The following is a 20151-nucleotide window of genomic DNA, read 5'->3' on the forward strand; positions in this document are numbered from 1 at the left end:
TAGATAGGCTTGCGTATGTTAAGCAAAAAGCCCACATTGACCCTGTTAGTCATTCTGACTTCTGCGCTGATGTCGGGATGTGTAACCGAAAGAACCTATAGCGGCACAGATGTGCCTGTTACCGAGCGCACTTTTGATAACGTGGCCGCTGCGCGTCAACGGGTGCAGCTCGGCTTGACCTATCTGCAAAAAGGCAATAGTGAACAAGCCAAATACAATCTGGATAAGGCGCTTGAGTTTGCGCCCAACATCGAAGATGTACATGTGGCATTAGCCTATTATTATCAATCGGTTGGTGAGTTCGAATTGACAGAAAAGGCATATCGTAATGCCATTAGTGTCAACGACGCCACCGGTGATTCAATGAACAATTTCGGTGTGTTTCTCTGCCAGCAGGGGAAATACGATGAGTCCGAAAAGATGTTTCTTCGGGCAGTAAAGATGCCCAAATATACCCGCTCTGCCTCTAGCTACGAGAACCTAGGGATCTGTAGCCGCAAGTCGGGTGATCTTCAAAAAGCACAACGCTACTTCGAGATGGCACTTAATTATGACCCCCGTCGTGCCAACTCCCTAATAGAACTGTCTGAGATCGAACTGGATCTGGGGAACTACTCCGCCGCTAAGAAAGGCTTGGCGCGTTACCATAGAGTGGTGCCCGAATCGGCTCAGAGTCTGGCGTTGGGAATTAAAATTGAGCAAGGCCTAAATGACCCAGAAGCGGTGAGAAAGTTTGGTATTCTTCTCCTGGCTAAGTTTCCCGCTTCCAATGAGGCTAAGCAGTATAGAGCAAGTTTGCACTAATGACTGAAAATCAAATTGATATGCTCAAGGATGATGCAGAAAAACCAAAGGAAACCAGTGAAACATTGGGCCAGTGGCTAAAGGCTGAGCGTGAAGCACGTCAGATGACGCTGACCAGCGTTGCTGAGCAGTTAAATCTACGTCCCTCCATTGTCAGCGATATCGAAGCTGATAATTATGACAACATCGCCTCTGTCACCTATGTCAAAGGCTATGTGAAAAATTACGCCCGTATTCTTGGCTTGGATAAGGCCAAGGTCGATACCTATCTTGCAGAGAGCTTTCCTGTGGTCGCCGCGCCGACCATGCAGAGCTTCTCGCGTAAGACCACTCGTCAGGCCAGAGATGGTCGCCTGATGTTAGTGACCTATCTAATCGTCTTCGTGTTGCTTGCCCTACTCGTACTTTGGTGGGTGCAGAAATCGGCCTTGGTGGCCGATGTAGATCTCTCTCAGCCATCGGTTGAAGAGGCTGCCGAGTTATCGATGCTGAGCAGTGATTTGCCTTTGGGTGAGGATCCTCAAGCGATGACAGGTATAGAAGAAGATCGCGAGCCGATAGTCCAAGAGCCACAAGGTGATATAGCCCTGGCGTCACAAGTATCGACACAGAGCGCTAAGGTTTTAGAGCCAACGGCGAGTGAGTCATTGCCGCAACTATCTGACGAACAAGTTAAACCTGCCCAAGCGGTGCAGACCGAGCAGGTAAGCGCAGAGGCTGAGTTAGCCTTGAGCCTCAGCGGTGATTGCTGGATAAAAATCACCGATGCCGAGGGCAAAGTATTGGTTAACGGACTTAAGCAGGCTGGCAAGGAGATGAATCTCTTTGGTCAGGAGCCGTTTAAGGTTATATTGGGCGCTCCCCAGTCGCTGACCATGCGACTTAACGGTGAAGATATCGATCTGGCCAAGTACCCCAGTGGCCGTGTTGCCAGGCTGACGGTAAGTTCCGCCAATCTTTGAAGTAAAAGAGTGAATTAAAGATGTACAACGAGTCTCCAATCATCCGCCGCCCTTCGACACGTATCTATGTGGGTGATGTTCCTATTGGTGATGGTGCCCCCATCGCTGTGCAATCTATGACCAACACTCGCACCACGGATGTGGAGGCGACAGTCGCACAGATCCGCGCGCTGGAAAATGTTGGCGCCGATATAGTACGTGTCTCAGTGCCTACCATGGACGCCGCCGAGGCGTTTAAGCTCATCAAGCAACAGACTAAGATCCCGCTGATCGCCGATATTCACTTCGATTACCGTATTGCATTAAAGGTGGCTGAATATGGCGTGGATTGCTTGCGTATCAACCCAGGTAACATAGGTAACGAAGAGCGCATCCGTAACGTGGTGGAATGCGCCCGTGATAAGAATATTCCTATCCGCATCGGGGTGAACGGTGGTTCATTAGAGAAAGATCTGATGGACAAGTATAAGGAGCCAACCCCTGAAGCGCTGCTAGAGTCCGCTATGCGTCACGTGGATATTCTCGACAGACTCAATTTCGACCAGTTTAAGGTGAGCGTGAAGGCGTCAGATGTTTTCCTGGCGGTGGAGTCTTATCGTTTGCTGGCCAAACAGATTAAACAGCCACTGCACCTTGGGATCACTGAGGCTGGTGGTGCTCGCGCGGGCGCGGTGAAATCCGCGGTTGGCCTAGGCATGTTGCTGGCCGAAGGAATAGGCGATACCCTGCGAGTCTCGTTGGCGGCTGACCCGGTCGAGGAGATCAAAGTTGGCTTCGATATCCTAAAATCGCTGCGAATTCGCTCACGCGGTATCAACTTCATCGCCTGTCCATCATGTTCTCGTCAGGAGTTTGATGTGATTGCCACGGTCAACGAGCTAGAGCGTCGTTTAGAAGATGTCGTGACCCCTATGGACGTCTCTATCATTGGCTGTGTGGTCAATGGTCCCGGCGAAGCCTTAGTGTCAGATATCGGTCTGACAGGTGGCAACCGTAAGAGTGGCTACTACGACGATGGCGTTCGTCAAAAAGAGCGTTTCGACAACGAGCATATTGTCGATCAGCTTGAGGCAAAGATCCGCGCCAAGGTGGCCAGTGTTGACGCACGTATTACCGCCAAAGATATCACTGAATAAAGGGTAAGTTGCTGCGCACAAGATGAGGTGAATAACTTCATTTGTGGCGCAGTTCACTGGCGCATAGCGCCGGTTTTGCGTTTATTGATGATGCGCCTATAATGCGAGGCGCTTTTTTATTTTTTACAGCTAAATTCGGACGAGTTGATACAGTGGCAAAACAGATTCAAGCGATTCGCGGAATGAACGATATTCTGCCGACCCAGAGCCCTCTATGGCAAAAATTAGAAGCCGTGCTGCGTGATACCGTAGCCGCCTATGGTTACAGCGAGATCCGTACCCCCATCGTCGAGAGTACCGACCTGTTCAAACGTTCTATCGGTGAAGTGACAGACATTGTCGAGAAAGAGATGTATACCTTTGCCGACCGCAATGGCGACCTCTTAACTCTGCGTCCTGAAGGCACCGCCTCGACCGTACGCGCGGGTAACGAGCATGGTTTACTGTACAACCAAGAGCAGCGCCTCTGGTATATGGGCCCTATGTTCCGTCATGAGCGTCCTCAGAAGGGCCGTTACCGCCAATTTAACCAGTTTGGTGTTGAGGTTTATGGTATCGCCTCGGCCGATATCGATGCCGAAGTCTTGATGATGTCAGCTCGCCTGTGGCAGAAGCTGGGGATCAGCGAGCATGTCAAACTCGAGCTGAATACCTTAGGCGATGCCGATGAGCGCGCCGCCTACCGTGATGCCCTGGTCGCTTTCCTTGAGCAGCATAAAGAGAAGCTTGATGAAGACAGCCAGCGCCGTATGTACTCTAATCCGCTGCGCGTATTAGACAGCAAGAACCCGGATGTGCAGGCGCTTCTGGGAGATGCTCCAGCGCTGATGGACTATCTGGGCGAAGAAAGTCGCGGCCATTTTTCACATTTATGTGAACTACTTGATGCCGTTGGCATCAAATACGAAATTAACCCTCGCCTGGTGCGCGGTTTAGATTACTATAACCGCACAGTGTTCGAGTGGGTCACCGATAGCTTAGGGGCTCAGGGGACCGTTTTGGCGGGGGGGCGTTATGACGGCCTGGTTGGTCAGCTTGGTGGCAAAGATACCCCAGCTGTGGGGTTTGCCATGGGACTTGAGCGCATCGTGCTGATGCTGGAAACACTCAGCCTGACCGATGACGTATCTGGACCGGTTGACGTTTATGTTACCGCCATGGGTGATGATTGCCGCGTTGCTGCCATTAAGGTGGCGCAGCAGTTAAGAGAAGTTGACGGCCTCAAGGTGATGAGCCATTGTGGCGGCGGAAACTTTAAGAAGCAGATGAAGCGTGCCGACAAGAGTGGCGCTAAGCTCGCGATAGTGATCGGTGAAACCGAACTGGCCAATGGCCAGGTGGCGCTGAAATATCTGCGCGAAGATAAAGAACAAGAATTAGTTGCACAGGATTCGTTAGCAGCTTACGTTGCAGAACTGATTTAAAGAGGAAGAGAAACGTGGAAATTTATAGCACAGAAGAACAACAAGTCGATGCTATCAAACAGTTCTGGAAAGACTATGGCAGCTCGATTGTCATAGGTGCAGTAGTGGGCCTGGGTGGCCTGTATAGCTGGAACTACTATTCAGATTATAAAGTGGCTCAGGCCGAACAAGCCTCTGAAGCTTTCCAAACTATTAGCAATTCGGTGAAGGCCGATTCAAGCATGTTGGCTGCGGCCGAGAGCTTTGCTAAAGATCATGGTAGCCAGCAAGGCTATCAAGCTTTGTTACAACTGATTGTAGCTAAAGCGGCTGTAGAAGCCGGTGAGCTGGAGAAGGCTGAGCAGGCGCTTAAGCAGATCCTGGCCGACAAGCCAGAAGAGGGGCTTGTGGCACTGGCGGCTTTGCGTCTTGCTCGTGTACAAGCTGAGCAAGGTCAGTTGGCCACTGCGCTGGCAACCCTTGAGCAGATCAATACCCCAGCCTTTAGCGTACAACGCGACGAGTTAAAAGGTGATTTCCTGGTACGTCAAGGCGAAGCCGACAAGGCCAAGAGCGCCTATCAATCAGCCCTAGATAATGGCGGTGCGACTTCAAGCCCAGCATTACAGATGAAGCTAGATAACCTGAACAAGGCATAAGGAAGCTGCCCATGAAGTCTTGGTGCAAAACATTACTGGCGTGTAGCCTGAGCCTGGGTTTGCTGTCGGCCTGTTCTTCCAATGATGTCGAAGAAGAGCCGGTCAGTCCGCTGCCGGAGATCGAAGCAAGTGTCTTTCCTGAGGTGAGCTGGAGTACCTCTGTCGGTAAGGGAGTGGGAGATTACTACTCCAATATCCGTCCGGCGGTGCGATACGACAAGTTGTTTGTGATGGATCGTCATGGCGAAGTGGCCGCCTATGATGAGGCCTCTGGCGAGCAGGTATGGTCTATTGATATCAGCTCCTGGTTTAAAGAGCGGGCGCTGGCCAAAAATAAAGGCGCGCGTCTCTCTTCTGGCATCACCGCCGCTCGTAACAAGGTGTTTTTTGGCGGTGAGAGTGGTTTGCTCGCTGCTGCCGATGCTGAAACTGGCGAGATGATTTGGCATGTTATTGCTGGCGGTGAGCTGTTATCTGCACCGACCGTCGGTGAAGATGTGGTCGTGGTTCACACCAGTACAGGTAGCCTAGAAGCCTACAATGTCGACAATGGCGAGAAGCTCTGGGTTTATGAGAATAAGCTACCGACACTGACCCTTAGAGGCACTGGTGCCGCGGCTTATGAAGCTGGTGGTTTCTTCGTTGGTACTGCCGATGGCAAAGTTGCTGTGATAGTGAAAGCCAATGGTCAGGCCGCATGGGAGCAGCCTATCTATACGCCCAAAGGCGGTAACGAGTTTACTCGCATGGCTGATGTGGATATGAAGCCGCTGATCGTGGGCGATAACATCTATGCCGTGAGTTACAATGGTAACCTGGTGTCGATGGAACTACGCACCGGACGTATTGTTTGGAGCCGCAAGTATTCAAGCTTCAATGAGCTGGACTCTGCTGGTCTGAACCTTTATCTGGTGGATGATCACAGCCGTATCTATGCGGTCGACAAGCGCAACGGTCTGGAAAGCTGGAGCAACAGCGAGCTGACTAACCGTGAATTGACCTCACCTATGGTCTATAAAGACTATTTAGTTGTGGGAGATTTTGAAGGTTATCTGCATTTCATCGATCGCGCCTCAGGTAAGCTTGTGGGGCGGGTTGAAGTGGATAATTCAGGTTTGTTTAGCCAGCCACTGGTAATAGATGATAAGATCTACGTCCAGAGTCGCGATGGCAAGGTAGCAAGAATTACGCTTCCCTAAGGCGAGCTTTAACAGTTTTTAAAGCCCCTGGACCTTGTGCTGGGGGCTTTTTATTTAAGATATTCAGATAGATTTGTAAATTAGAGGCAAGAAAATGATTCCAGTTGTGGCCTTGGTTGGCCGACCAAACGTAGGTAAGTCGACCCTGTTTAATCGTCTTACGCGCACCAGAGACGCCTTGGTAGCTGACTACCCAGGTCTGACTCGGGATCGTAAGTATGGTCGTGCACATCTATCTGGTTATGAATTCATCGTAGTAGATACCGGTGGTATCGATGGCACCGAAGAGGGGATCGAAACCCGCATGGCTGAGCAGTCGCTGGCGGCGATCGAAGAGGCCGATGTGGTGCTGTTTTTAACCGACGCCCGCGCCGGTTTGACCGCTGCCGATGAGGCGATTGCCGAGCATCTGCGCCGCCGTGAAAAAACCACCTTCGTCGTTGCTAACAAGGTCGATGGTATCGACGCCGATTCGTCTTGCGCCGAGTTTTGGGCGCTGGGATTGGGTGAGGTCTACCAGATGGCTGCCGCTCAAGGTCGTGGCGTGACTAATATGATCGAATATGCTCTGACCCCTTATGCCGAAGCCTTAGGCCTCACACGCGACGATGAGGGCGATGAGGAAAGCGACGAGCGTGAGTACACAGAGGAAGAAGCCGAAGCCGAACAGAAGCGTCTGCAGGATCTGCCGATCAAACTGGCGATTATCGGTAAGCCAAACGTAGGTAAGTCGACGCTGACTAACCGTATCCTGGGCGAAGAGCGCGTTGTCGTGTATGACGAGCCAGGTACGACGCGTGACAGCATCTATATTCCACTGGAACGCGATGGCCAGGAATATGTGATTATCGACACTGCCGGTGTGCGTCGTCGTAGCAAGGTACATGAAACCGTTGAGAAGTTTTCGGTGATCAAGACCCTTAAAGCGGTGGAAGATGCCAACGTGGTGCTCTTGGTGGTCGATGCCCGTGAAGGGATCGCCGAGCAAGATCTTGGCCTGCTGGGCTTTGCCCTGAACGCAGGTCGCGCGCTGGTGATCGCTGTCAACAAGTGGGACGGTATCGATCAAGAAATTAAAGAGCGGGTGAAGAGCGAGCTCGACCGTCGTTTGGGCTTTATCGATTTTGCCCGTATTCACTTCATCTCGGCGTTACATGGCACTGGGGTGGGGCATCTGTTTGAATCTGTGCAGGAAGCGTACGAGAGTGCGACTTGCCGCGTCAGCACTTCAATGCTGACCCGCATCATGCAGATGGCGCAGGAAGATCATCAGCCGCCATTGGTTAACGGTCGCCGAGTGAAGCTTAAGTACGCTCATGCTGGCGGATATAACCCGCCTATCGTGGTGATCCATGGTAATCAGGTGAAGAAGCTGCCGGACTCTTACAAGCGCTTCATGATGAACTACTATCGCCGCTCGCTCAAGGTGATGGGGACGCCAATTCAGGTGCGCTTCCAGGAAGGGGGCAACCCGTTCGATGGCCTCAACACTAAGAAGTTGACTGTGAGTCAGGAGCGTCGTCGTAAGCGTATGATGAGCCACATCAAAGACAAGAAGAAGTAATCTTCCTTGTCGTTATCTAAGGTCAGCCATTGTGCTGGCCTTTTTTATTGGTCATGCCTGATTGTTTAAAATCGTTGTCTGGGTGTTTTGGTATATTTCGCTGCTTTGTGTTTTGTTCTTGGTTTTACATGCTGTATAAGGTGGTTTTGGCGAGTCTTTGTGGTGATGGCGACTATACTTAAAGTGCAGTATTTAAGGTAGTTAAACTCACCTAAGGATATGTTATGAAACACCAACAACCCCTGTTGCTTGCTATTTTTCTGGCATTTTTGGCTAGCGCCGCTCAAGCAGCAGATAAACAGGCCTTATTGGCGGATGCTCTCAGCGCCGCTCCGCCGACCCTGAGGGATAAGGTCACAGTGATGGATTGGGACAAGAATGTCCTGCAACAAGGCAGCAGCAACTATACCTGCTTTCCAACGCCACCAAGCTTAAAAGGTACGGCGCCTATGTGTATGGATGGCCCCTAGATGGAGTGGGCCGATGCCTGGAGTAACAAGAAGCCGTTTCAAGCCAAGGCGGTAGGTATCTCCTACATGCTGGCTGGTGATGGTGGAGCGAGCAACACAGATCCCTACGCCGAAGGCGAAACCCAAGATAATCAATGGATTGTTGAAGGGCCGCACCTGATGATCATCATGCCTGATCCGGCATTACTCGATAGTCTACCAACCGATCCCTATGCGGGAGGTCCCTATGTGATGTGGAAGGGCACGCCCTATGCTCATATCATGGTGCCGGTTGGCCCGAGAAAGTAAAAGACTCACTGTCTGACTCAAACGCCCGCAAGGGCGTTTTTTGATCTTAACCTGACTCAATTGACCGTAGAGTAAACTTCGCCATCGAGCAGCTTAGTGGTGAGGCGATCGCCTGCTTTAACATCTGAGCAGCGCTGTAGTACCTTGCCCTTGGCATCTAAGGTGATGCTGTAGCCACGGCTTAGGGTCGCTAAGGGGCTGACGGTTTCTAGCTGATGGGCGGCATACTCTAGGGAGCGCTGGGCATCGTTAAGCCTTGCCTGCATGGCGCTATGCAGTCTTTGCTCCTGGTTGGTTAGGCGGTTGCTGGCCAAGGCGAGCTGATGGCTGGGTGAGACCCGATGTAATCTAGCGTGTAGCTGTTGTTGGTTACGCTCTAGTTTATGTAATTTTGAATTTAGCGCGGCGCAAAGCTTAAGCTGCATCTCATCGAAGCGCTGCTCATACACTTGTAAGCGACGCTTGGGATCTTGTCGTTGTAGCCTATGCTCGAGTTGCGAAAAGCGCTGCGCCTGTTTGAGGCCGTAATGCTGCCAGCCCTGTCTGAGGCGGGTCATGGCCATCTTGAGCTTATCAGCCTTACTTAAGGCATCTTGGGATAACAGTTCAGCCGCCGCCGAAGGCGTTGGGGCACGTAGGTCGGCCACATAATCGCTGATGGTGGTATCCACTTCATGACCCACCGCCGAGACCACAGGTAGTGCGCTGTTGTAGATGGTATGAGCCAAGGCCTCGCTGTTAAAGCTCCAGAGATCTTCCAGGGATCCGCCCCCTCGGGTAAGCAGCAATACATCGACCTCCATCCTGTCGTTAGCCTGCATGATGGCGTGACATAAAGATTTGTCGGCATACTCCCCCTGTACCTGGCTCGGATAGATAATCACCTCAATGGAGGGATCACGCCGTTTAAGTACATGGAGAACATCTCTGATGGCGGCACCTGTGGCCGAGGTAACCACGCCGATACGCTGAATATTGCTTGGTAATGGTCGCTTAGTGTCGGCAGCAAAGAGTCCTTCAGCGGCCAGCTTCAGCTTAAGGGCTTCATATTGCTGGGCGAGCAGGCCATCACCTGCGGGTAACATGGAGTCGATAATCAGTTGATAATCGCCTCTGGGTTCGTAGACGCTGATGGCGCCCTTAACTAATACCTGTTGACCATTGGCCGGACGAAAGGTGACAGCACGGTTGCGTCCCTTAAACATGGCGGCGCGGATTTGGGCATAATTATCTTTTAAGGTGAGATACCAATGGCCTGAACTGGGGGCCGAAAAATTGGATATTTCTGCTTCAAGCCAGACTTTACCCAGTTCACCTTCGAGCAATTGCCTGACTTCGCCATTGAGGCGCGAGACGGTGTAAACATTATTTTTCGGCATTTTCATAGATATTTTGCAACTAAAGCGACTTTTTTACTATTTTCCATTTACCAAGCCCAATATGCAAGGTATAATCCCGCCGCAATATTTTACCTCTTATATCACCTACATGGGGAGATGTTGCCATGCTACGTTTAAAAAAAGAAGCACTAACCTTTGATGATGTGTTGCTTGTTCCTGCACACTCGACCGTACTCCCTAACACTGCCGTTCTCAAGACTCGTTTAACCCAAAAGATAGAACTCAATATGCCAATTGTGTCTGCAGCCATGGATACCGTGACTGAAGCGCGCCTTGCCATTGCGATGGCACAGGAAGGTGGTATTGGTTTTATCCATAAAAATATGAGCATAGAGCAGCAGGCCGAGCAAGTTCGCCAAGTGAAGATCTATGAAGCCGGTATCGTTCAGCAACCTGTAACGGTCACGCCAAATACCACACTTGAGCAACTGAAAGTGTTGACGGAGAAAAACGGCTTTGCCGGTTATCCTGTAGTCGATGAAGCCAATGAGTTGGTGGGTATCATCACAGGTCGTGATGTGCGCTTCATTACCGATTGGTCTCGTACCGTCGACCAGGTGATGACGCCTAAAGAGCGCCTGGTAACAGTACCAGAAGGCACTCCGCTGGATGAAGTGCAGAAGTTGATGCATGCTCACCGCGTCGAGAAAGTCCTGGTGGTTGACGCTGACTTTAGACTCAAAGGTCTTATTACCGTAAAAGATTTCCAAAAAGCAGAAGAGAAGCCAAACGCTTGTAAAGACGAATTTGGTCGCTTGCGTGTTGGTGCCGCTGTCGGTGCCGGTGCCGGTAACGAAGCGCGTGTCGATGCACTGGTAAAAGCCGGTATCGACGTCTTGCTTATCGATTCATCTCACGGCCACTCTGAAGGTGTGCTACAGCGTATTCGTGACACCCGCGCCAAGTACCCAGATCTACAGATTGTTGGTGGTAACGTGGCGACAGCCGAAGGTGCTCTGGCACTGGTTGAAGCCGGTGTGAACGCCGTTAAGGTGGGTATTGGCCCTGGCTCTATCTGTACTACTCGTATCGTCACTGGTGTGGGCGTGCCGCAAATCACCGCAGTATCAGATGCCGCCGCAGCGGTTAAGCATCTGGATATTCCTGTTATCGCCGATGGCGGTATCCGCTTCTCAGGCGACTTAGCTAAAGCGCTGGCCGCAGGTGCATCATGCATCATGGCAGGCTCGATGTTTGCCGGTACCGATGAGGCGCCAGGTGAAACTGAGCTATACAATGGTCGCGCTTATAAGTCTTATCGCGGCATGGGCTCTCTGGGCGCCATGACTCAAGGCTCTTCTGACCGTTACTTCCAAAGCGATAACGCCGCCGACAAACTGGTACCTGAGGGTATTGAAGGTCGCGTACCATACAAGGGTAAGCTAAAAGAGATCATCCACCAGTACATGGGTGGCCTGCGTTCATGCATGGGCCTCACAGGTTGTCCTACTATTAAAGATCTTAACGAGAAGGCGGAGTTTGTGAAGGTGACCTCGGCGGGTATGGGTGAATCCCACGTCCATGATGTGACCATCAGCAAAGAAGCGCCTAACTATCGTAGCCGTTCTTAATTATTGAAATCAGGCAGTGTCATTGAAAAATACACTGCCTTTTCTTAAGCCAGGTATCGATAAATGTCGAACATTGGCGAAAATTCTGAAAGATAAAAGGTAAAGCATGAGCAACATTCATGATCATAAGATCCTCATTCTCGATTTTGGATCTCAGTACACGCAATTGATTGCCCGCCGTATCCGTGAGATCGGTGTTTACTGTGAGCTTTGGGCCTGGGATGTGTCTGAAGAGCAGATCAAGGGCTTTGCGCCTAACGGTATTATTCTGGCTGGTGGCCCAGAGAGTGTCACTGCCGACAACTCACCTCGTGCTCCTGAATATGTCTTTAATGCAGGCGTGCCTGTACTGGGGATCTGCTACGGTATGCAGACCATGTCAGAGCAGCTGGGCGGCAAGGTGATCCAGGGGATTGGCGAAGGCGAATTCGGTTATGCCCAGATTGAAATACAGTCTCCTTCAGAGCTGTTCAAGAGCATCGAAGATGCGGTCAGCGATAGTGGCAAGGCGCTGCTTGACGTCTGGATGAGCCATGGCGATAAGGTTTCTGAGATCCCTGAAGGTTTCGTGACTGTGGCTAAGACAGACACCTGTCCTTACGCGGCAATGGCCAACGAAGAGAAGCGTTTCTACGGTGTTCAGTTCCACCCAGAAGTGACTCACACCCGTCAGGGTAAGCGTATGCTTGAGCATTTCGCCCTGGATATCTGCCAATGTGAAGCCAACTGGAAACCTTCTTCTATCATCGAAGACGCGGTTGCTCGTATCAAGGAGCAGGTTGGGGATGACGAGGTTATCCTGGGTCTATCTGGTGGTGTTGACTCATCGGTAGTGGCCATGCTGCTGCACCGCGCTATTGGCAGCAAACTGACCTGTGTGTTTGTTGATAACGGTCTGCTGCGCCTGAATGAAGCCGACCAGGTACTAGAGATGTTTGGCGACCACTTTGGTCTCAACATCGTTCATGTAGACGCCGAAAACCGTTTCCTCGACGCCCTAGCTGGTGAAGCCGAGCCAGAAGCCAAGCGTAAGATCATCGGCAAGGTATTTGTCGATATCTTCGATGAAGAGTCACGTAAGTGTGTGAACGCCAAGTGGCTGGCCCAAGGCACCATCTACCCAGATGTTATCGAATCGGCAGGCAGTGCCACCGGTAAGGCCCATGTGATCAAGTCACACCATAACGTCGGCGGTCTGCCTGATGATATGGAGCTGGGTCTGGTTGAGCCGCTGCGTGAACTGTTTAAAGATGAAGTACGTAAGATAGGTCTGGAACTTGGCCTGCCTTATAACATGCTTTACCGTCACCCATTCCCAGGACCAGGTCTGGGGGTACGTGTACTGGGTGAAGTGAAGAAAGAGTACTGCGATCTACTGCGCCGTGCCGATGCCATCTTCATCGAAGAGCTGCATAAAGCCGATCTGTACAACAAGGTGAGCCAAGCCTTTACTGTCTTCCTGCCTGTGCGCAGCGTAGGTGTAATGGGTGATGGCCGTAAGTACGACTGGGTTGTATCGCTACGTGCGGTAGAGACCATCGACTTTATGACGGCGCATTGGGCGCACCTGCCATATGATTTCCTTGGCAGAGTGTCAAACCGCATCATCAATGAGATCGACGGTATCTCTCGTGTGGTTTACGATATCTCAGGTAAGCCACCGGCAACTATCGAGTGGGAATAATCCTGCGATAGCTTGTAAGCAATAATGGAAGGGGCATAGTGATATGCCCCTTTTTTATCTAAGAGACATTTCTGACACAGGCCATTATCCTAATAGCGTTAGTGACTAAAGATCGACAAAGATGAGTAATCCATTGGAAACCCCTGTCAGCCTGGATGAACAGGCGCTAAAAGATGAAGACTATATGCGTCAAGCCATGACGCTGGCGGCCGAGGCTGAGCTGCAAGGTGAGGTGCCGGTCGGCGCCCTGCTGGTTAAGGATGATAAGGTGATAGCGACAGGCTATAACCTCAGCATCTGTCGTCATGATGCCAGTGCTCACGCCGAGATGGAGTGTATTCGCGCCGCGGGGCAGATGGTGGAGAATTATCGTCTGCTCGATACCACCTTGTATGTCACCCTAGAGCCTTGCGCCATGTGCGCCGGCGCTATGGTGCACGCCAGAATCGGCCGTCTGGTGTATGGCGCCGACGATCTTAAAACTGGCGCGGCCGGAAGTGTGCTGGATCTGGTGAGAAACAGCGCCTTTAATCATCAGCTGAGTGTCACCTCAGGGGTACTCGCAACAGAGTGCGGCGAGCAGCTTAGCGCTTTTTTTCGCCGCCGACGTAAAGAGAAGAAGGCCTTGAAGCAGGCAGAAAAGCAACAAGGGCAATAAGCCCTTGTTTTTGTTGTTTAGCTATCGATTGCTTAAGTTAGCCTAGTCCAGTGAGTTATCGCTGCTGGGCTGCTTGATAAAGGTGAAGAACTGCTTCTGTCGGTTTATCGTGTGTTGATGGCGTATCTTAAGTAGCGTGCGTCGCCGTGAAGACAGATTGTTTAAGGATTTTTTTCTCATTTTGAACCTCCTCTAGGCCTATCACTCTTCTATACCACAAGCCTGTGACTTTTACTCGGGCTGTGCTCCGGAAATCTCGCTTTGTGATTGCTTTTCGGCCGTTTGTTGTTGCGCTTCCATTATGTCATCTTGTAATTCCTGATGCTGGTTGTCAATCCACACTAGGGTGTCGTAATAACGTCTGATGTTATCCACATAATGCACCGCTTCGCTGCCTCGGGCATAGCCATAGCGGGTATGTTTGTAATATTTACGCTTCTGTAGCAGGGGTAGAACTTTTTTTAGGTCCCGCCAGGCACTGGGGTTAAGTCCCATAGACTGCGCCAGCTTGCGAGCATCTTCTACATGACCATAGCCTATGTTGTATGAGGCCAAGGCAAACCACATCCGCTGATTTTCCGGGATCGATTCCGGCAGGCGATTGAGGATGTCGCTTAAGTATTTAGCGCCGCCGCGGATACTCTGCTCAGGGTCGAGGCGGTTATCGATCCCCATCTGTTTTGCTGTCGGCAGGGTGAGCATCATCAGGCCGCGTACCCCGGTCGGCGAGCGGGCATTGGGATTCCAGTGGGATTCCTGATAGGCGGTCGCTGCCAGCTTGCGCCAGTCGAGATCGCCAGCATAATGGACAAAGTCGTCGCGATATTTGGGCAGCTTAGTATCTATGGCGCGCAGGAAGGCGCGGGTATCGACATAATCGAAGCGCTTCACATGGGCGAAATATTTCTCATTGAGGTGAGCCAGAGTGCCGGCGCGTTTCTCTTGATGCCAAAAGCTCAGCAGATCGCTCATCAGTTGATCGCTACCTGTGGGCGGTAACAGCCAGACTACCGCCTGTTCCTCTCTTAGCACTGGGCCGGCTCTAAGCTCAGGCATGTAGCGGCGATTGATCTCAAAGGTGGTTGAGTCGGCGATGGTATAGCTGATCTCATCACGGGCGATCATCGCCAGCAGCTCTTCGCTGTCTTTGTCGCCATGCTGATCCCACACCAGCTCAGGGTAGAGCTTTTGCAGATCCGCCAGCGTCTCGATAAAGGAGGAGTCAGAGATCACCGTAATGTTGTCATCAAGCTGGCTGATATCTGTAGGGTATTTTACCCCCTGCTTGTAGACCAATACCTGATTAACATAATAGAGCGGTGGGCCGAGTCTAAACTGTTCGCGTCGGCTTTGGGTATCGCCCAGCCCAGCGGCGATAAGATCTATCTCACCCGCTTGCATGGCGCGGTAGAGCTCACCTATGGTGGAGTAGGGCTGCATGTTGAGCTCAAGCCCCTGATGGTTAGCAAATCGCTCAGCCATCTCATAGTCGAAGCCGGCTACGCCCTGACCCGTGGTGACATAGATCTGCGCGCCATAGAGGGTGCCGACATTAAGTTGCGTTTTCGGTGCAGGCGTAGAGACTTTTGCTGCGTCCACGCGCTCGCCCTGACAGCCAGTCAGTAGCGAAACACAGAATAGAATCAGCAGGAAAACTCTCATTAAGTTACTATTTTTTAATCCGTTTTATAAAACGCGGCCGACGATTATATCACAAGGTGAACAAACGCAATAATGACGATTTTTTCGGCCGTGAATGGCTTATATTTGTTGGATGATTTTTGCTTTCTGGCAGCTTAATTATGGGGCATGAAATTAGGGCCGCGCCAGTTTCTTTGTTACGTAAAGCTGTTTTCGCGCTATGGTGATAATAAATCGAGGGAAACTCGGTTTTGAAGCGACTCTACGGATGATTTGTGCCCCACATTTCCCTATAATAGCGCCAGATCTGACCCTGCAATTATAATTAATAAGGTGAATAGACGTGATGGAGATCATCCGCGGAGCCCCTGCATTATCAGCGTTTAGAGTTCAAAAGTTAATGGAAGCCTGTAAGAGTGCGGCGCTTCCTGTACAGGACATCTATGCTGAGTTCATTCATTTAGCCGATTTGACAGAGGCGTTGGATGCTGGTGAAACCCAGCAGCTAGCCAAGTTGTTAACCTATGGACCTGCAATCGAAGCACATGCGCCTCAAGGCACTTTGTATTTCGTGACGCCACGTCCGGGCACCATCTCTCCATGGTCGTCGAAAGCGACCGATATCGCACATAACTGTGGTTTGAATAAGGTTAAGCGCCTAGAGCGCGGCATTGCCTATTATGTTCAGGCCGATAATCTGGATGAGTCTCAACAAAAACAGTTAGTCGGTTTACTCCACGACCGTATGGTCGAAGTGATCCTGTCTGATTTCGAACAGGCTGCCAGTCTGTTTGCCCGCACCGAGCCTGCGGTCTTCACCAGCGTCGATGTGCTGGGTGAAGGCAAGGCAGCGCTCGAGGCCGCTAACCTTAAGTTAGGCTTAGCCCTGGCGCCGGATGAAATTGACTATCTGGTTGAAAATTTTACTCGTTTGGGCCGTAACCCTAACGATGTTGAATTGATGATGTTTGCCCAGGCAAACTCAGAGCACTGTCGTCACAAGATCTTCAATGCCGACTGGACCATCGATGGCGAAGTGCAGCCTAAATCATTGTTCAAGATGATTAAAAACACCTTTGAAAAGACCCCGGACCACGTGCTATCTGCCTATAAAGATAACGCTGCCGTAATGGAAGGTTCTGTTGCCGGTCGTTTCTTCCCAGAGCCAAATGGTGTTTATGCTTATCACACCGAGCCGATGCATATCCTGATGAAGGTGGAGACACACAACCACCCGACAGCGATTAGCCCATACCCAGGTGCGGCCACAGGTTCAGGTGGTGAGATCCGTGATGAAGGCGCAACCGGTCGTGGTTCTAAGCCAAAGGCGGGTCTGACAGGCTTTAGCGTATCTAACCTTAAGATCCCTGGTTTTGTTCAGCCATGGGAAGGAGATTACGGTAAGCCAGATCGTATCGTGACTGCACTGGACATCATGACCGAAGGCCCACTGGGCGGCGCGGCATTTAACAACGAATTTGGTCGTCCGGCTCTTTTGGGTTACTTCCGTACCTACGAGCAGGAAGTGTCGAGCCACAACGGTGTCGAAGTACGTGGTTACCATAAGCCCATCATGCTGGCTGGTGGCCTGGGGAATATCCGCGAAGAGCATGTCCAAAAAGGTGAGATCACCGTTGGTGCCAAGCTTATCGTACTTGGTGGCCCTGCGATGAATATCGGCCTGGGCGGCGGCGCGGCATCTTCAATGGCTTCAGGCCAATCAAGTGAAGATCTCGACTTTGCCTCGGTACAGCGTGACAACCCAGAGATGGAGCGTCGCTGTCAGGAAGTGATCGATCGCTGCTGGCAGATGGGTGAAGATAACCCGATCCAATTTATTCACGATGTGGGCGCAGGTGGTCTGTCGAACGCCTTCCCTGAACTGGTTGACGATGGTGGACGTGGTGGCCGTTTCGAGCTGCGTAACGTACCGTCAGACGAGCCAGGCATGAGCCCGCTGGAGATCTGGTGTAACGAGTCGCAAGAGCGTTATGTACTGTCTGTTGCGCCGGAAAATCTTGAGCTATTTACTGCCATCTGTGAGCGTGAGCGCGCGCCATTTGCCGTTGTTGGTGAGGCGACCGAAGAGCGTCATCTGACCCTGTCAGACGAGCACTTCGACAACAAGCCGATCGACCTGCCGCTGGAAGTGCTATTAGGCAAGGCGCCTAAGATGAGCCGTGACGTCGTGTCACAAAAGGCTGATTCGCCAGCTCTGGCACAAGAGACCATTGAGCTAAAAGAAGCGGTGCGCCGCGTACTGCGTCTGCCAACTGTCGCCGAGAAGACCTTCCTGATCACCATTGGTGACCGCACGGTTACCGGTTTGGTGAATCGCGACCAGATGGTCGGTCCTTGGCAGGTGCCAGTCGCCGATTGCGCCGTGACCGCATCAAGCTTTGACTCATACACGGGTGAAGCCATGTCTATGGGTGAGCGTACGCCATTGGCACTGCTAGACTTTGGCGCCTCGGCGCGCATGGCGGTGGCCGAGTCTATTATGAACATCGCAGGCAGTGATATTGGTTCGCTTAAGCGCATCAAGCTGTCGGCCAACTGGATGTCAGCGGCAGGTCACCCTGGTGAAGATGCCGGTCTGTATGAAGCGGTCAAGGCCGTGGGTGAAGAGTTATGTCCTGAGCTGGATCTCACCATCCCAGTAGGAAAAGACTCGATGTCGATGAAGACCGCCTGGCAAGATGGTAGCGAAGAGAAGGCGGTAACCTCGCCAATGTCGCTGGTGATCACAGCCTTTGGTGCGGTGCAAGATATTCGTAAGACGGTAACCCCTGAGCTGAGAAGCGATAAGGGTGATACCGAGCTGTTACTGGTTGACTTAAGTCAGGGTGAACAGCGTCTGGGTGGCTCATGTCTGGCGCAGGTTTACGGTCAGCTGGGCGACAAGGCGCCAGATTTAGCCGATGCGGCGCTGCTGCGTGGCTTCTTCGAGGTGACTCAGTCGCTGGTGGCCGATAAGGCGCTACTGGCGTATCACGACCGTAGTGACGGTGGTTTGTTCACGACTCTGGTTGAGATGGCCTTTGCCGGCAACACAGGTTTAGATGTGGATCTCAGCGCGCTTACGGGCACTCACCTAGAGCGTCTGTTTAACGAAGAGCTGGGCGCCGTCATTCAGGTACGTGCCGCCGATAGCGAAGCGATCAAGGCGCAATACCAAGCGGCCGGTGTGGCTTGTCACTTCGTTGCTAAGCCGGTAGCCGGTGACAGCATTATCATTCGCGATGCATCGAATGAGGTATTGGCCGAGTCTCGTACCGAGCTGCGTACCATCTGGGCCGAAACCACTTACCGCATGCAGGCGATGCGTGATAACCCAGAGTGTGCAGAGGAAGAGTTTAAGCTTAAGCAGGTGGCCGACGCGCCAGGTCTGACGGTGGATCTCAAGTTCGATCCAAGTGAAGACATTGCCGCGCCTTACATTCTCAAGGGTGCTGCACCTAAGATGGCGATTCTGCGCGAGCAAGGGGTTAACTCACACCTTGAGATGGCTGCAGCCTTCGATCGCGCAGGTTTCGAGAGCCGTGACGTACATATGTCTGACATCCTCTCTGGCCGTATCAGCCTAGAAGAGTTCCAGGGCCTGGCGGCCTGTGGTGGCTTCTCTTACGGTGACGTACTTGGCGCCGGTGAAGGTTGGGCTAAGTCGATTCTGTTTAATGCCCGCGCCCGTGAACAGTTTAGTCAGTTCTTTGAGCGCAGCGACAGCTTTGCCCTTGGTGTGTGTAACGGTTGTCAGATGCTCTCTAACCTGAAAGATATCATTCCAGGCACTGAGCATTGGCCACACTTCGTGCGTAACCGCTCTGAGCGCTTCGAGGCACGTTTCAGCCTGGTCGAAGTGCAGAAGAGTCCGTCACTCTTCTTTGAAGGCATGGAAGGCTCACGTATGCCGATCGCTGTGTCTCACGGTGAAGGTCGCGCCGAGTTCGCATCGCCTGAGGCGCTAGCCGCCGCAGAAGCCTCTGGTACTATCGCACTGCGTTTCGTCGATGGTCATGGCCAAATAGCGACTCAGTACCCAGAGAACCCTAACGGTTCTCCGAATGCACTGACAGGGATCTGTAGCACTGATGGTCGTGTGACTATTATGATGCCACACCCTGAGCGCGTATTTAGAACCGTTGCTAACTCATGGCATCCTGACGAGTGGGGCGAAGATAGCCCATGGATGAGAATGTTCAGAAACGTCAGAGCTAAATTAGGCTAACCTAAGTCAGCACGGTTTAGTGACACAAAAAGGGCCTCGAAATTTCGAGGCCCTTTTTTTATAGCCATAAAGGGGTAGATTAAACCGTCTTATATACATGCACTTATTTGTATATCACTACATCTTGAACTACTAAATAGCAATAAAAACGACTTTATTAGAGTTTTTACCTTAAGTGCCAGCAAAGTAGGGCATTAGCTAACTAAAGGTGAAAAGGAGGAATTTAGCCCTTCATTTGTTTAGCTTCTGCTAAACTAAATTCAAACCAACAGTAATGATGCGTTAGATAGTAAAAAGCCACCGCTTTCGAGGAGAAAACGGTGGCCGTTTTGCGCTAACAAAACTTCAAGTAATTAGGGCAGAAGCGCTATTTACAACTCTCTTGCAGTATAGAGTTCAACAAAAGTGCGCTTGTAGCAGTTAACTAGACGTTCAAATAGGTTTTTCATATTGGATTCTCCACACAGTGATTAATGATGTGAGC

General features: G+C 51.5%; 16 protein-coding genes. 13 read left to right on the forward strand and 3 right to left on the reverse strand.

The window, feature by feature from the left end:
• Positions 1 to 15: 15 nt before the first annotated feature.
• The 9 genes from pilW (at position 16) to L2712_RS03980 (ending at position 8485) form a co-directional block, all read left to right on the forward strand.
• Positions 16 to 804 (forward strand): type IV pilus biogenesis/stability protein PilW, encoded by a 789-nt coding sequence (pilW, locus tag L2712_RS03940; RefSeq protein WP_033538514.1) that lies wholly within the window; start codon positions 16 to 18, stop codon positions 802 to 804.
• The gene (locus L2712_RS03945; protein ID WP_248976931.1) at positions 804 to 1766 is read left to right on the forward strand and encodes a RodZ domain-containing protein; all 963 of its coding nucleotides are present in this window, start codon (positions 804 to 806) and stop codon (positions 1764 to 1766) included. The genes pilW and L2712_RS03945 overlap by 1 nt, the downstream gene beginning before the upstream one ends.
• 20 nt (positions 1767 to 1786) lie before the next feature.
• Complete coding sequence (gene ispG / locus L2712_RS03950; protein WP_248976932.1) at positions 1787 to 2902, forward strand: flavodoxin-dependent (E)-4-hydroxy-3-methylbut-2-enyl-diphosphate synthase; 1116 nt, start codon at positions 1787 to 1789, stop codon at positions 2900 to 2902.
• Positions 2903 to 3054: 152 nt separating this feature from the next.
• The gene (gene hisS, locus L2712_RS03955) at positions 3055 to 4326 is read left to right on the forward strand and encodes a histidine--tRNA ligase (protein WP_033538635.1); all 1272 of its coding nucleotides are present in this window, start codon (positions 3055 to 3057) and stop codon (positions 4324 to 4326) included.
• Between the two features lie 14 nt (positions 4327 to 4340).
• A complete protein-coding gene (locus L2712_RS03960) occupies positions 4341 to 4964 on the forward strand; it encodes a tetratricopeptide repeat protein (RefSeq protein ID WP_088905083.1) in 624 nt (207 codons plus the stop codon).
• 11 nt (positions 4965 to 4975) lie between these two features.
• On the forward strand, positions 4976 to 6163 hold the full coding sequence (gene bamB / locus L2712_RS03965) for an outer membrane protein assembly factor BamB (RefSeq protein ID WP_033538510.1): 1188 nt from the start codon (positions 4976 to 4978) through the stop codon (positions 6161 to 6163).
• 94 nt (positions 6164 to 6257) lie between these two features.
• A complete protein-coding gene (gene der / locus L2712_RS03970) occupies positions 6258 to 7727 on the forward strand; it encodes a ribosome biogenesis GTPase Der (RefSeq protein WP_248976933.1) in 1470 nt (489 codons plus the stop codon).
• 224 nt (positions 7728 to 7951) lie between these two features.
• Positions 7952 to 8197, forward strand: a complete 246-nt coding sequence (locus L2712_RS03975; RefSeq protein ID WP_248976934.1) for a hypothetical protein — start codon at positions 7952 to 7954, stop codon at positions 8195 to 8197.
• Positions 8198 to 8485 (forward strand): hypothetical protein, encoded by a 288-nt coding sequence (locus L2712_RS03980; RefSeq protein WP_248976935.1) that lies wholly within the window; start codon positions 8198 to 8200, stop codon positions 8483 to 8485.
• A gap of 56 nt (positions 8486 to 8541) precedes the next feature.
• On the opposite strand, the gene xseA is transcribed toward L2712_RS03980, so the two are convergent.
• The gene (gene xseA, locus L2712_RS03985) at positions 8542 to 9870 is read right to left on the reverse strand and encodes an exodeoxyribonuclease VII large subunit (RefSeq protein ID WP_248976936.1); all 1329 of its coding nucleotides are present in this window, start codon (positions 9868 to 9870) and stop codon (positions 8542 to 8544) included.
• Positions 9871 to 9989: 119 nt separating this feature from the next.
• Between xseA and guaB the strand changes: the two genes are divergently transcribed.
• From guaB to tadA, 3 genes are all read left to right on the forward strand, one after another.
• A complete protein-coding gene (gene guaB, locus L2712_RS03990; RefSeq protein ID WP_088905080.1) occupies positions 9990 to 11456 on the forward strand; it encodes an IMP dehydrogenase in 1467 nt (488 codons plus the stop codon).
• A gap of 106 nt (positions 11457 to 11562) precedes the next feature.
• Positions 11563 to 13140, forward strand: coding sequence for a glutamine-hydrolyzing GMP synthase (gene guaA, locus L2712_RS03995; RefSeq protein WP_033538505.1), 1578 nt, complete (start codon positions 11563 to 11565; stop codon positions 13138 to 13140).
• 121 nt (positions 13141 to 13261) lie between these two features.
• Positions 13262 to 13798, forward strand: coding sequence for a tRNA adenosine(34) deaminase TadA (gene tadA / locus L2712_RS04000; protein WP_088905079.1), 537 nt, complete (start codon positions 13262 to 13264; stop codon positions 13796 to 13798).
• 42 nt (positions 13799 to 13840) lie between these two features.
• Here the strand turns inward: tadA and L2712_RS04005 are convergent, their stop codons facing one another.
• Together L2712_RS04005 and mltF are read right to left on the reverse strand one after the other, a co-directional pair.
• Positions 13841 to 13978 carry a hypothetical protein gene (locus tag L2712_RS04005; protein ID WP_157705001.1) on the reverse strand — a complete coding sequence of 46 codons (138 nt, stop codon included), beginning with the start codon at positions 13976 to 13978 and terminating at the stop codon, positions 13841 to 13843.
• 51 nt (positions 13979 to 14029) lie between these two features.
• Positions 14030 to 15460, reverse strand: a complete 1431-nt coding sequence (gene mltF, locus L2712_RS04010) for a membrane-bound lytic murein transglycosylase MltF (RefSeq protein WP_033538504.1) — start codon at positions 15458 to 15460, stop codon at positions 14030 to 14032.
• Between the two features lie 325 nt (positions 15461 to 15785).
• Between mltF and purL the strand changes: the two genes are divergently transcribed.
• A complete protein-coding gene (gene purL / locus L2712_RS04015) occupies positions 15786 to 19667 on the forward strand; it encodes a phosphoribosylformylglycinamidine synthase (RefSeq protein ID WP_248977068.1) in 3882 nt (1293 codons plus the stop codon).
• Positions 19668 to 20151: the final 484 nt, after the last annotated feature.

Source organism: Shewanella marisflavi, from assembly GCF_023283925.1.
In the GTDB taxonomy this organism is placed as follows: Bacteria; Pseudomonadota; Gammaproteobacteria; order Enterobacterales; family Shewanellaceae; genus Shewanella; species Shewanella marisflavi.